The sequence below is a fragment of the Haloplanus aerogenes genome, from assembly GCF_003856835.1.
Lineage (GTDB): Archaea > Halobacteriota > Halobacteria > Halobacteriales > Haloferacaceae > Haloplanus > Haloplanus aerogenes.
Genome location: NZ_CP034145.1, coordinates 2,865,070 through 2,877,669 on the forward strand (window position 1 = coordinate 2,865,070; position 12,600 = coordinate 2,877,669).

The 12,600-nt window shown below is 64.9% G+C and carries 15 protein-coding genes and 1 tRNA gene; 8 read left to right on the plus strand and 8 right to left on the minus strand.

The genetic code is table 11. The features are described 5' to 3' along the window. The first annotated feature begins 59 nt into the window (after positions 1 to 59). Positions 60 to 992, plus strand: a complete 933-nt coding sequence (gene mptA, locus DU502_RS14670) for a GTP cyclohydrolase MptA (RefSeq protein WP_121921501.1) — start codon at positions 60 to 62, stop codon at positions 990 to 992. Positions 993 to 1,031: 39 nt separating this feature from the next. Here the strand turns inward: mptA and DU502_RS14675 are convergent, their stop codons facing one another. Together DU502_RS14675 and DU502_RS14680 are read right to left on the minus strand one after the other, a co-directional pair. Next, entirely contained in the window at positions 1,032 to 1,856 is an 825-nt protein-coding gene (locus DU502_RS14675; RefSeq protein WP_121921502.1) for a TrmB family transcriptional regulator, read from the minus strand. 41 nt (positions 1,857 to 1,897) lie between these two features. Further along, entirely contained in the window at positions 1,898 to 3,490 is a 1,593-nt protein-coding gene (locus DU502_RS14680; RefSeq protein WP_121921503.1) for a DUF255 domain-containing protein, read from the minus strand. 90 nt (positions 3,491 to 3,580) lie between these two features. Between DU502_RS14680 and DU502_RS14685 the strand changes: the two genes are divergently transcribed. The 5 genes from DU502_RS14685 to DU502_RS14705 all read left to right on the plus strand — a co-directional run bounded on the left by DU502_RS14685 (position 3,581) and on the right by DU502_RS14705 (position 6,296). Then, on the plus strand, positions 3,581 to 4,072 hold the full coding sequence (locus tag DU502_RS14685; protein WP_199722751.1) for an FxsA family protein: 492 nt from the start codon (positions 3,581 to 3,583) through the stop codon (positions 4,070 to 4,072). 84 nt (positions 4,073 to 4,156) lie between these two features. Continuing rightward, positions 4,157 to 4,230: transfer RNA gene (locus DU502_RS14690), tRNA-Ile, on the plus strand. A gap of 209 nt (positions 4,231 to 4,439) precedes the next feature. After that, the gene (locus DU502_RS14695; RefSeq protein ID WP_121921505.1) at positions 4,440 to 4,682 is read left to right on the plus strand and encodes a hypothetical protein; all 243 of its coding nucleotides are present in this window, start codon (positions 4,440 to 4,442) and stop codon (positions 4,680 to 4,682) included. Between the two features lie 360 nt (positions 4,683 to 5,042). Continuing rightward, positions 5,043 to 5,669 (plus strand): universal stress protein, encoded by a 627-nt coding sequence (locus DU502_RS14700; protein ID WP_158601189.1) that lies wholly within the window; start codon positions 5,043 to 5,045, stop codon positions 5,667 to 5,669. 396 nt (positions 5,670 to 6,065) lie between these two features. Continuing rightward, positions 6,066 to 6,296 (plus strand): hypothetical protein, encoded by a 231-nt coding sequence (locus tag DU502_RS14705; RefSeq protein WP_241966837.1) that lies wholly within the window; start codon positions 6,066 to 6,068, stop codon positions 6,294 to 6,296. Positions 6,297 to 6,319: 23 nt separating this feature from the next. On the opposite strand, the gene DU502_RS14710 is transcribed toward DU502_RS14705, so the two are convergent. Beyond that, positions 6,320 to 6,565: a type II toxin-antitoxin system HicA family toxin gene (locus tag DU502_RS14710; protein WP_121921507.1), complete on the minus strand. Its 246-nt coding sequence runs from the start codon at positions 6,563 to 6,565 to the stop codon at positions 6,320 to 6,322. Between the two features lie 3 nt (positions 6,566 to 6,568). Next, the gene (locus DU502_RS14715) at positions 6,569 to 6,826 is read right to left on the minus strand and encodes a type II toxin-antitoxin system HicB family antitoxin (RefSeq protein WP_121921508.1); all 258 of its coding nucleotides are present in this window, start codon (positions 6,824 to 6,826) and stop codon (positions 6,569 to 6,571) included. A gap of 71 nt (positions 6,827 to 6,897) precedes the next feature. On the opposite strand from DU502_RS14715, the gene DU502_RS14720 reads away from it, so the two are divergent. Beyond that, positions 6,898 to 7,911, plus strand: a complete 1,014-nt coding sequence (locus tag DU502_RS14720; protein WP_121921509.1) for a tyrosine-type recombinase/integrase — start codon at positions 6,898 to 6,900, stop codon at positions 7,909 to 7,911. Positions 7,912 to 8,244: 333 nt separating this feature from the next. Beyond that, complete coding sequence (locus DU502_RS14725) at positions 8,245 to 8,505, plus strand: hypothetical protein (protein ID WP_394338934.1); 261 nt, start codon at positions 8,245 to 8,247, stop codon at positions 8,503 to 8,505. 77 nt (positions 8,506 to 8,582) lie between these two features. Here the strand turns inward: DU502_RS14725 and DU502_RS14730 are convergent, their stop codons facing one another. The 4 genes from DU502_RS14730 to DU502_RS14745 form a co-directional block, all read right to left on the minus strand. Beyond that, on the minus strand, positions 8,583 to 8,963 hold the full coding sequence (locus tag DU502_RS14730; protein WP_121921510.1) for a PIN domain-containing protein: 381 nt from the start codon (positions 8,961 to 8,963) through the stop codon (positions 8,583 to 8,585). Continuing rightward, complete coding sequence (locus DU502_RS14735) at positions 8,964 to 9,194, minus strand: AbrB/MazE/SpoVT family DNA-binding domain-containing protein (protein WP_121921511.1); 231 nt, start codon at positions 9,192 to 9,194, stop codon at positions 8,964 to 8,966. Positions 9,195 to 9,610: 416 nt separating this feature from the next. Further along, positions 9,611 to 10,258, minus strand: coding sequence for a DUF7344 domain-containing protein (locus DU502_RS14740; RefSeq protein WP_121921512.1), 648 nt, complete (start codon positions 10,256 to 10,258; stop codon positions 9,611 to 9,613). A 56-nt stretch (positions 10,259 to 10,314) separates the two neighbouring features. Beyond that, entirely contained in the window at positions 10,315 to 12,522 is a 2,208-nt protein-coding gene (locus tag DU502_RS14745) for a bacterio-opsin activator domain-containing protein (protein WP_121921513.1), read from the minus strand. Positions 12,523 to 12,600: the final 78 nt, after the last annotated feature.

Genomic DNA, 12,600 nt, shown 5'->3' on the forward strand with positions numbered 1-12,600 from the left:
GAACACCAGTGCTAGGTGGACCGAAAGCCATAATCGCGGCCGGTCCTTGCCGATAGTCAATGAGTCACCAGTTGCCTGACGTGCAGGCAAGTCAGCCCGACGTGACCGTCGGGCTCAGTCAGGTCGGGGTGACGGGCGTCGAGAAGCTCGTCAAACTCGACCGGAACGGCAAGCGCCCCATCGTCCTGATGGCAGAGTTCGAGGTGTTCGTCGACCTGCCGAGCGGCCGCAAAGGCATCGACATGAGTCGGAACATGCAGGTGATCGACGAGACGCTGGAGAAGGCCGTCTCGGAGCCGTCCTACCGGGTCGAGGAAGTGTGTGGCGACGTGGCCGAGCGACTGCTCGAAAAACACGACTACACCTCGACCGCCGAGGTGCGGATGGAAGCCGACTACGTCACCCGGGAGAAGACGCCGGCATCGGATCTCGACACGCAGAACACGGCGACGATCATCGCGGGGGCGGTCGCCACGGAGGAGGGCACCCGCGAGGAGATCGGCGCCCGCGTCACGGGCATGACCGTCTGTCCCTGCTCACAGGGCATGTCCGAGTCGCGCGCTCGGGACACGCTCCGGAATCTCGGCGTCGACGAGGAGACGACCGAGGCGTTTCTCGACGAGGTGCCCCAGCCCGGCCACTCCCAGCGCGGCCACGCCACGCTCACCATCACGAGCGAGGGTGCCCCCGACGTGGACCTGCGGGACGTGATCGACGTGGCCCGCGACGCGATGAGCGCGCGGATCTACAACCTCGCCAAGCGACCGGACGAGGATCACATGACCTACCACGCCCACGCGAACGCCAAGTTCGTCGAGGACTGCGTGCGCTCGCTCGCCGAATCCGTCGTCGAGGAGTTCGACCATCTCGACGGCGGGGCGGTGATCCACATGAAGCAGTCGAACGACGAGTCGATCCACCAGCACAACGCCCACGCGGAGCGCGAACTCACGCTCGACGCCCTCCGCGAGGAAGTCGGCAAACAGGCCTGATCGGAAGTAGCATCTCGTCGACCCCAGACGAACGCCGCTCTACGGCGACTGTATCTCTCTGCGGAAGTCCAGCGGCTCCGACTCCATCCACTGTTCCTCGAAGACGGTCCGCACGTCGGCGGCGAAGGCCGCGTCCTTGAAGTCGATCATGGCGAACGCCTCGCTCGAATCGAGCGGGTTGGGAACCTCGATGCACACCTCCTCGTCGTCGACGAGTGTGAACGTGCCGTCGATGGCCGTCGACGCACGGCTCGCGTAGTGGTCGTGGCCGCCGAGACGGCTGGCGTACGCCCGCCGGAGGTCGTCGGGGACGGTCTCGACGAGTTCCGGATCGATCAGCACCGACACCGAGACGCCACGGTCGAGCGCCGCCTTGAACGCGTCGAGGACGCGCTGGCCGACCGCGCCGATGTCGATCTGTGCGGAGGGCATACCGGCGACGTGACGAATCTCCTCGTCGGCCGCCGAGAGCCGTTCGATCAGAAGGTCGACCGTCTCCTCCGGGCCGACGGCGGCCGTCCAGAACTGTCCCTCCACGGGCGTGGCCGCGTCCAGGTCGTCGACCAGATCCGCGGCGACCGACTCGTAACGCTCCGCCTGCTGGTCGAGTTCCCGCTTGCGCGCCTCGACCAACCGGTCGAGCGCCGTGTCGGGTTCGACCGCAACGTACTTCTTCGGCCGACTCGCCGCCTGACTCCGCACCAGCCCGTTGCTCTCTAGCCCGTTGAGTACGTCGTAAATCCGCCCCATCGGGACCTCGCTCGACGACGACAACTCCTTGGCCGTTGCTGGCCCCTGGTCGAGCAGTGCCTGGTAGGTTCGGGATTCGTACTCCGAAAGTCCGAGATCGCGAAGACTCGCCATACGCCGTCATCGAACTGGAGTGATAAAAACAAATCGGACGTTTATTCGGCCAGCGCCGCGACGGCGTCGGCGAGATCGGCTGGGGCCGTCACGACTCGAGAGCGACCACCGACAGTGACGATCCCGGTCCCTGCGTCCGGCCCGGGCGCCCCGGGTCGGACCACTTTTTCGTGGTCCGCGACGCGGAGTGCGGCCCGGTGGAGGTCGCTGCCGGCGTCGGGAGCGACTTCGATCACCAACGGGTCCCGGCGGAGGCGAGCGGCGACGGCGCCGTAGCCCGCGACCTGCACGCCGAAGCGGTCCCACGCGCCCGCGAAGGCGGCGACCGCGTCGTGGGCCACCTCGCGATATCGGGGCTCGCCGGTCAGCACGGTGAGGTCGAGCAACGCGTCGGCCATGGCGACGTTGCTATCGAGCGGACGGAGCGGCCGGTCGAGGAGTCCCGGCCCCGATGACGGTCCGTCGCGGAAGGAGCCATCCTCGCGCAGCGTCTCGATGGTTCGGTCCGCGACGCGCCGAGCCATCGACAGCGCGTCGTCGTCGCCGAGCACCTGCGCGGCGCGCGTCCCGGCCGCGACGACCCGCGCCGCGTCGTCGAGGAGGAGCGAGGGCGCGTCGTCACCGATCCAGTGGCGAACCACCCCGTCGTCGACGAACTCCTCACGGAGCGTCGACAGGGTTCGGCGGGCGTACTCCCGGGGTTGCTCGGCGTCGGTGTAGCCCGCGAGGACGAGGCAGGCGTCGACCGCGAGCGCGTTCGAGTCGGCGTACGCGGTCAGATCGGTCCGCGGGCCGGTGTCCCCGTCGTCGGGGCCCTGACTCCCGCCGAACGCCGACCCGTTCCAGAGCGCGTCGACCAGATACTCGACCGTCCGCTCCGCAGGCCGGCGGTACGCGTCCTCGCCGGTGTAACAGTAGGCGTGGGCGAACGCCCGGACGAGCGCCGCGTTGTCCGCCAGCAGTTTCGCGCGGTCCGGGTCGCGCCAGTCCCGCGTCCGAGCGTAGCGGTAGAAGCCGCCGTCCTCCTCGTCGAACAGACCGCGCGTGACGGCGTCGAGCGTCTGGCGCGCCCGCGCCTGGTCGCGTTTGAGCGCGAACTCGATGGTGCGGGGGAGCGGGAACTTCGGGGCGTCGCCCCACCCGCCGAACTCGTCGTCGAACTGCGCCTCCAGTTGCCCGGCGAGGTGTTCCTCGATGCGGTCGGTCACCTCGCCCGCGGGCGTCGGATCACCGGCGAGGGCACGCGGGATCCGTCCGGCGTCGGCGCCGCTGGCGTCCCAGCGCTCGCGCACGCGGTCGATCACCTGTCGCATCCCGTCGGGGCCGAGAAAGCCCGCACCGGCGATCCGGTCGCCCGACGGCGTGCAGAACACGGTGGAGGGAAAGCCGCCGACGTTGTACCGCTCGCGGACCCGCGGGTGGCGGTCCACGTCGACGCGGACGGGGACGAAGCCGTCGTTCAGGTTGGCCGCGATACGTGGCTCGCCGTACGTCCGGGCGTCCATCTCGTGACAGTCCCCACACCACGTCGCCGTCAGCGCGAGCAACACGGGCGCGCCGCGGCGACGCGCCTCGTCGAAGGCGGCCTCGCCCCAGTCGCGCCACTCGACGCGCGTCCCCTCGGCCTCGGTCATACCGGGTCTCGGTGGCGGGTGGGCCTAAGACCTTCGTCCCGGCCGCACCACGTCAAAAGGGCTATGGGTGGCCACCCGGTAGTGGGCGGTATGCGCCTGCGCTGGGTGATCCTGCTCCTGTTGCTCATCCCTCTCGCCGACGCCCTGTTGCTCGTCGTCGTCGCCGACGCCGTCGGCGCCCCGACGACCGTCGCGCTGGTCGTCCTCACCGGCCTGATCGGCATGTTGCTGGTCCGTGCGGAGGGGCGACACACTGTCCGCCGGTTGCAGGAGAAACTCGCGACGGGCGAGGTGCCGACGAAGGAACTCATGGACGGCGGCCTGCTGATCGCCGCGGGTGCCTTCCTGCTCACGCCGGGCCTCGTCACCGACGCCATCGGCTTCCTCATCGGCGTGCCCCTGACGCGCGCGCCGATCCGAGCCGGCCTCGAACGGTTCGTGGTGCGTCCCTACATGGACCGGAAGAGCGGTGGGTTCGTCACCGGCGGCGTCTACACCGGCGGCTTCCCCAACGAGGGCGACGCCTACGACGACGACGTGTACGACGTGGACGGGAGTTCGTACCGCGTCGACGACGAGTGAGCGTCCACGGGTGACACGCGTCCGAAGGGAACCGAAAAGAAACGCTTAAACAACCGACCGCGCAAGCAATTGATGCGCTCACCTGGGCCAATAGCTCAGTCAGGTTGAGCGCTCGGCTGATAACCGGGAGGTCCGCGGTTCAAATCCGCGTTGGCCCATCCACTGCGCTCACGGTTTCTTGCCGTGGCGCGTTAGGGGCTGATTCCTCCCCAGCCACCTAACTTCGTTCCTACACTCCCCAAAGAGGCGTCTTTCTGTATGGCTCTTCGATCCGCTGATAAACGACCTCAATTGAGTCTCCTCCTCGCTCTAGAAGTGGCTACGCCGTGTATCCGAGGTTATCACACCCCGACGGCACGCGGCGCTCATGCAGGTGTTACAACAGAAGAACCTCAGCGGCGTCGTGACGATTCCGAAGGAACACTTGGAGCGGGACGGTGTCCTGGAGGACGGGGAGTTTCCCGACGAACAGAACCTCGTCGTGGATCGGGTCGGGCGACAGCAGTACCTCGTGCGGATGGTTGAGGGCGGGGACGTGCCGGATTTGGAGGCGGCGGAGGTGGTTCAGCGGGTGGCGGCGAAGATCGCGGTGTCTGAGAGGTTGGAGTAATTTCTACGATCCGTGCGGACAGCTACTCTACGGGAGTGACAGTGTGCGTACAGTTTCCGTAGCCGTGCTGAATACACAGCGCGTATCTCGCATGTTGGACGCGGAAATAACGGACAGGTACAACCTGCGGTCCCGACAACGTTGCCGGCCACCGACGACAGTTCGAAGCCCGAGCGTGACTCGTGCTACGAGATGGAGACCCGAGCGTGCTGTCGACATAACCGATATACACTTGTTGTTCCATGAGCAGTCGAAAGCCATCCCATGAGCCGAATGTCGCTACTTATCCCCGTGTTCTTTCCTCAAGAGGAAGCTCTGACGGACACGAACGTGCAAGGGCTGACTGGATTCGATATCGTGTTGTTCGGCTACTGGAAGACGCCTGAAGGGGAGGATCCAGCGGTTATCCGCGAGGAACACGTGGCCGAAGCCCAAGCCAAACTCTACGAGTTGGCGGCCCAGTTCAGTCGTGCCGACGCGTCGACGGAGGTACAGTTGCACTTCGGGCCGGCGGACGAGCAGATGACCGTACTCCAGACCCGGGTCGCCGAGGAAACCGATGCCGACGCGGTCGTCATTCCGAAGCGAATCACCCTGTGGAACAACATCCTCGTCCCATTGCGTGACGATCAGAACGCTGATCGGATCGTAGAGTTTCTCGATGCGTTCGCTCCGGAGACGACTTTCATGCTGGAGTTGTTCCACGTCGCGACCGACCCGAGTGAGGTTGAGACCGCCCGAGAGATGCTCGGTAGCGTGGAACGAAGGCTACTCGACCACGGGTTCACCGAGAGCGATCTCGAAGTCACCGTGGAAGTCGCTACCGATCCAGAGGCAGCAATCATCGAGCGGGCGAGCGGCCACAACGTCGTCGTGCTCGGGGAGACAGAGGAACTACCGCGCGAGAAGCTGTTCCTCGGACCGACCTATGAACGCATCTCGGAGCGTACTGACATCCCGGTCGTGGTCGTTCGAAACCGACGCTGACGTGGGTTCCGTGGCTCTCATTCGCCGTGATGAAGAGTATGAGTATTGGTCGGTACGGCGGCATCGATAACAGGAGGCGTGCCGAACACCGCTCATCGATGGAGACTGGTGCTTTTGTGTCGGATATCATCCGTACACCTCCGCAATCCCCTAATTTATCGCCCGTACAGCCGTGGACGATACTTTGTGGATTCCAACTGCTGACTACACCCTCTGTATCTCGCACACCGATACCGTCAGAAGATGAGGACTTCAACAAGGCCGCTGAAGCCTAATCACTGATGCATGCCAAATCGTCTCCCCGTGGGTTCACGCGTCGATGTTCACACTCCACCGGGTTTCTCCATTTGTGACCACACCGACCGCCGTCGATGATGGCGAGAAAGGTTGTGCGGATTGAGGACCGGATGGACCGCTGGCGATTCACCTGCCCGAACGGCCATCGGTCGTGGGAGCCGACGAACCAACTTCTGGTGCCAGCAGTGCGCCCGCCTCGACGGCGTCGACGGCGTGTTCCACGAGCTGCGTGACCGGAAGACTGGGGAGTGTGTCGAGCGCGAGCAAGTGCGCTTGCTCGTCGCGCGCGGGCCGTACGACCGCGACCTGGACGGGAGGAGTCAGGCGTGAGCGACGCTACGCGGCCGGTGCGGTCAGCGATGCTCGTCGATCCACTCGCACCACGCGTGGAAGTCGTCGGCCCCACACTGGTCGGCGATACTGCGGAGGGTTCCGATCTTTACCTCGTCGTGCATCGGCACGTCGACGTTCCGAACCTCGCCCGTGTCCTCGTTCTCGTAGCGAAGGCGAACGTGACTCCCGGCACGGGAGACGGGCGTGTAGCCGAAACTTCGGAGTACCGAGATGATCTCGCGTCCCGAAAACGTCGTCCGGACCATCGACTACTTCAGAAAGTCGGGGAGTTCCTTGTCGCCGCCCGCGTCGGGGTCGAGGCCGAGTTCTTCGAGGTCGTCGTCGGTGACGGGGTCGCCGCTGCCCTCGTGGAGGACGAGAACCTCGGCCAGCTGGGAGAGCGCCTCCGCGCGAGTGTCCCCGCCGCGCGCCAGTCCAGTTTCGAGGTCCTTCGCGGTGACGCTCCCGTCGTCCTCTTGGACGAAAACGACTCCTTCCGTCTCCTCGTCACGCGTGGCACTTGCCATCAGCCGAGATGTAGGACTGAAGCGCGGATAAGCATTCGGGGGCGCTCGACCCCGAACGGGGGTGTCGCCGCGTGAGCGACGACCTCGACCCACTCTCCCCGGACACCGCGCTGGAACTCTATCTCAACCACCGTAGCGGGGAGATTTCCGACCAGACCCTCCAGACCCACCGCTACCGGCTGGGGTCGTTCGTCGAGTGGTGCGAGGAGAACGATTTCCACAACCTGAACGACATCACCGGGCGTGACCTCCACGCGTACCGCGTCGAGCGGCGGGAGGAGGGCGACCTGAAGCCCGTGACGCTTCAGGGGCAACTGTCCACGCTTCGGGTGTTCCTGGAGTTCTGCGCGTCTATCGACGCCGTGCCGGACGACCTCCGGTCCAAGATCCTCCTGCCGACGGTCAGCGGAGAGGAACAGGCGAGCGTAACGACGCTCGACCACGAACGCGCGGAGGCGATTCTGGAGTACCTGGAGACGTATCGCTACGCCTCCCGGGAACACGTCGTCTTCGCCCTGCTGTGGACTACAGGGATGCGGATGGGAAGCCTCCGAGCAATCGACCTGGAGGACTTCGACCCCGAGTCACCCCACGTCGAACTCGTCCACCGTCCCGAGACGAGGGCGACGCTGAAGAACAAGAAGCGAGGGGAGCGGTTCGTCGCCCTCTCCTCGGGCATGGCGTCGCTGCTGGAGGACTACGTCGACAACGTCCGCCTCGACGCCGAGGACGAATACGGACGCCGTCCGCTCGTCACTACCAACCGGAGACGCCCAGCGACGGGGACGATTCGACACTGGATCTACGGCGTCACGCGTCCGTGCCTGCACAGCGAGTGCCCGCACGACCGCGACGTAGAGGAGTGCGATGCGACGGAGTACGACCACGCCAGCAAGTGCCCGTCGAGTCGGTCGCCCCACAACCTCCGGTCCGGGGCGATCACCGCGCACCTCCTCGACGACGTGCCGGTGGAGATCGTCAGCGACCGGATGAACGTCAGTCAGGACATTCTGGACCGGCACTACGACCGCCGGTCACCCCGGGAGAAGATGGAACAGCGCCGCGAATACCTGCGGAATATCTGAAAGCCCATGACCCGATTCAATTCCGACACCGAGTGCTGCGTAGAGTTCAAATCGCTATCCCGCGTTGGCCCATCCACTGCGCTCACGGTTTCTTGCCGTGGCGCGTTAGGGGCTGATTCCTCCCCAGCCACCTAACTTCGTTCCTACTCGCTCCGGAGAGAAATATCTCCGGATCGGGGCATCCGACCCAGTCGCTCGTGTCCCCTGAAAAAACGTTCAGTTTCACCCGCACTGTCCCCCGATTTCGCCGCGCTGGGTCGCACTCCCGACCAGTTTCACTTCCACTCCCCGGCTGTGGATTCGCCCTTTTACGATCCAGCCCGTCGGTCCCCGATGATGGCAAGAACGGTCGTGCGGATCGAGAACCAGCTAGACAGGTGGCGGTTCACCTGTCCCCGCGGGCACCGGTCGTGGGAGCCGACGAACCACCACTTCTGGTGCCAGCAGTGCGCCCGCCTCGACGGCGTCGACGGCGTGTTCCACGAGCTGCGTGACCGGAAGACTGGGGAGTGTGTCGAGCGCGAGCAAGTGCGCTTGCTCGTCGCGTGCGGGCCGTACGACCGCGACCTCGACGGAAGGAGTCGGCGTGATTGAGACCGCCGAGCGGAGCGACGAAGAGCACGCGGGAGCGGTTGGTGAGGAACTTCGGTTTTGGGGGTCACAGAGTGAGCTTACTCGTCGTCGGGCGCTCGCTCTTCGAGTTTGACCCGCTCTGCGAGTCCGTCGTATGCTTGGTCGCTGGAGGCGATGGTATCACCGTCAGATTCGACGAGGTGAAGCGCGTCGAAGGGCGTCAGTCCCTCCTGCTCGACGTAACTCGCGGCGGCCAGTACGGTATCGGCGTCCCCGCGAATCTCCAGCAGTTCGGCGGCGTTCGCGACCACGCGTTCGGTGTCGCGGCCCTCGCGGTACGCGACCAACAGCAGTTCGATGAGGGTGAACTGCGATGTCCACAGGTCGTCTCGATGCTCTCGATACACCGCGTCAGCCGACTCGCCGAGCCAATCGTCGGCCTTGACGAGCGCGAGCAGAAAGTCCGTCTCGGCGTACATCTACGGCCCTGCCTCGTCCAGCGCCTCTTCCCGACCGCTCGCGCGAAGTTCTTCGGCGGTTTTGTCCACGTCGTCGAACTCGTCTCGGAGGGCCGCGAGAGGATCCTCAGCGACAGGGACGAGCTTGATTCCGTCGTGGAGTTCGACGACGTGGAAGCGGTCACCGAACCGCTCCCGGAGCTGTTTCGGGAGGGTCAGTCGCCCGCGGTCGTCGAGCGTCACTTCGGTCATGTTCCCGACCACGGTGGGCAGATCAAAAAGTGTTCCCACGATAATCAGTCGTTACCCATATCTCTCAGAACGGCCAGTGAATCGCGTCAGTACCACGGCTACTCCGCAAAATCGAACCACGGCGCGTCCGGTTCCTGCAGTCCGTCGGGAACAGACTCGGGGTCGATCCCGAGATCCCGTAAGTCCTCGTCGGTCACGGGCAGTCCATAGTTGTCACTGGTCGTCCCTCCAACCGTTTAACCCCATATATCGGGAGTCTTGCTCGACAGCCGCAACATCTGGTGGCCACCGCACCCACATATAGCCCGAACCAACCTGATGTAGGACGAATTAACTTGTTTTCGGCCACGAGCAGGGATGTGACCGAGACACGAGGACGGTGGGAGTGAGGGCCGCGGAAGGCGTCAGAAGGGGACCTATCCGACTTCGAGATTCGACCACTCGACGAACCGCCGCAACTGATCGGTCGGAGCGACCGTGCGTTCGTCCGGGTCGTACTCGATCACTCCAACCGACGCGAGCTTCGGGAGGTCGATGTGGTGGAGGGCGATGGCGAGACGCCGGTTGTCGTCGGGCAGTGTCGCACTCGTTTCCCGCACGAGCAGTTCGGTCGCGAGTTCGTCCACAGTGACGGGGGCGGATCGGTCAGCGACGAGCGAGACGAGGTCCTGTCGGTACGGCCGCGCGAGGACCACGCTCACCACGTCCCAGAACGGATGGTCCGGGTTGCGCAGATCGGGGGGCGACAGAACCGCCGTCTCGACGGAGAAGTCGTCAGCGACGATGCCTTCCGGTTGCGAGTCGATCCAGCCGACCGACGCTAACTTCGGGAGACATCGGTGCCGCAGATCCATCCGTACCGACTGGCACTCGGTCTCGGTGACGTCCGACGGAGCGATCCCGTTCGCACGAGCGACGAGGTGGACACCGAGTTCGTGAACGGTCATCGGGTGGGCTCGATCCAGCAACACCGCGAGAATCCGTCGCTGCCGTCGGTCGTCGAGTATCGACGCGCGTACGAGGTCGTCCCCTCCCCCCGGATGGCATTGCGTCTCGATGCCCATGAACGATGCCAGCGTCCGGAAAGATATAGTTTAGCTACCCAAAATTTGTGAGTCGTTCAGAATTCGGCGAAGACGACGTCGAGAAGTTTCCGCTCGGCCTTGCGAACGTGCTGGTGGAACGTCGATGCGCCGACGCCGAGCGATTCGGCGACCTCCTCGCCGGAGCGATGCCGCGGCCACTCGAAGAAGCCGCCGAAGTAGCCCGCTTCGAGCGCCGTCCGCTGGCGCTCGGTCAGATTCTCCGCGAGGGCGTTCAGGATGTGCTGTGACGATGGCTCGTCCCGGGCAACCTGGCGTTGGCTGACGATCTGAACGTCCAGATACGTCTCCTGAATCCGGTCGATGACCCGGCGCACGTTCGTCCCCGGCGGGAACTGGATGGTCGCGCTGTACACGCCATCCTCGATCCGGCCCGTCTTGAAATTCCCCCCGTAGTCCGCGACGATGGAAGTCATCGGCGGGTCCGAGAGTCGCTGTTCGAACCGTACCTCGTCGCCCGTGTCGTCGAACGTGCGCACGTCCTTCCAGTCCGGGCGTTGCTCACCGAGCGTGTGGATCATCGGCATGGCGCCGTCGATTGCGGTCCCGTACAGCAGGTATTCGTCGTCGCCCATCGGCGTCACCCGGTCGATGGTGACGGTCCCGTCCGTCGATTCACGCGACGCCAGCAGGTTCGGGATTCGGATCTCGAGTTCGATCATCTCGTCGCTCATGAGTGCCCGTTTACGGTCGACCGCGGCGATGGCGTGACCGACCACGTCACCCAACTGCCCGACGACTGCCCGCTCTTTTTCGGCGAACGCGTCGGCGCGCTCCGAGCAGACACCGAGGACGCCGTAGAGCATCCCCTGATGAACGATCGGAATCACGGCCGACGACCGGTAGCCGAACGCGCGCGCGTCGTCGCGTAACGACTCGAAGTCCGGGTCCTCGCGTACGTTCTGCGCGATCTGTATCTCCTGGGTGCGGATGGCGTCCGCAGTCGGTCCGTGACTGGTCGGTCCGTCGAGATCGGCCGAGAGCGAGAGTTCGTCGAGGTACCCCTCGACGCCAGCCTCCACTCGCGGCTCTAGCTGGAGTCCCGAGTCGGCCGCGCCCAGCCAGGCGAACCGATATGAGTCGGACACCGCCAACTGGTCACAGACGACCCGTTCGATCTCTTCCCGGGTCGACTGGTCGATGACCGCCTCGGTGATCCCACGAACGACGTCGTTGAGTTCGTCGAGCGCGGCGAGTTGTTCGCGCTGGCGCTCCAGCTCGCGTTCGTACTGCCGGCGCTCCGAGATGTCGGTCGCCATCAGAATCGCGCCGTCGAACTCGTCGTCACGATACAGGGGCACTGCCCGCCCCGTGAAGTACGCCTCCTTGCCGTAGATCGATTTAAACGGGAACTCGAATTCGATGGTCTCCCCGTCCTGCAACCGGTGGAACATCTCCGCTTGCCCCGTCTCCACGATCGGCGGCAGTTTGCTGATGTCCACCCCGATGGCATCCGACGACTCCTGGTCGTCGGGCAGGCCGATGATCTCCTCGGCGCGCGGGTTCTCGTACGTGATCTGCAGATCCTCGTCCAGCCGAAACATCCCGAACGGCGCGTTCTCGACCAGTTCCTCGTTGAATCGGCGGGCGTCGCGAAGTTCGCGTTCCTGTTCCTTGTGCTCGGTGATGTCGCGGACGACACAGATGATCCCGCCGTCGTCGGCGACGGTCAGTGAGAGGTCCTGGGGAAAGGTCGTCCCGTCCTGTCGGCGCCCGAGTGCCTCGCCGCGCCACGCCCCCTCCTCGTAGAGCGTCGGGATGATCTCCTCTTCGAACCGGGCGAGTTCGTCCTCGCCGTAACAGACGTGCCAGTGTTCGCCGAGGAGAGCGTCGGCGTCGTCGTAGCCGTACAGGTCCGCGTGTGTGTCGTTGACGTAGAGATACTCGCCGTCGGCGTCGGTGATCGCGATGCCGTCGATGACCGACTCCATCACCCGTGACCGCTGCTCCAGGTCCCGCCGGCGCTCCGCAGACTCGTCAGTGTCGTGGGACGATGGCAAAGCCGTCCCGGTCGGAGGCCGCCACCAGACCCGTGAGTTCGACCCCGTCTCCTTCGTCTCGATCACACCACGGTCGGCGAGTTTGCGGAGCCGTTTGTACACAGTCCGTCGGTTGGCGTCCAGTGCGTCCGCCACCTCCGGCGTCGTGAGCGGTTCGAACTCCTCGCCCCGGTCGAAGACGGCCAGGGTCTCGGCGTATATATCCCGTGGCTGACGGGAAGTCATATTCGGGCATCCACACCAAAGTATATAGTTCCGTTGACGGAACCGATCGAGGGGCCGTCCGAAAGGTTCCACACTGCC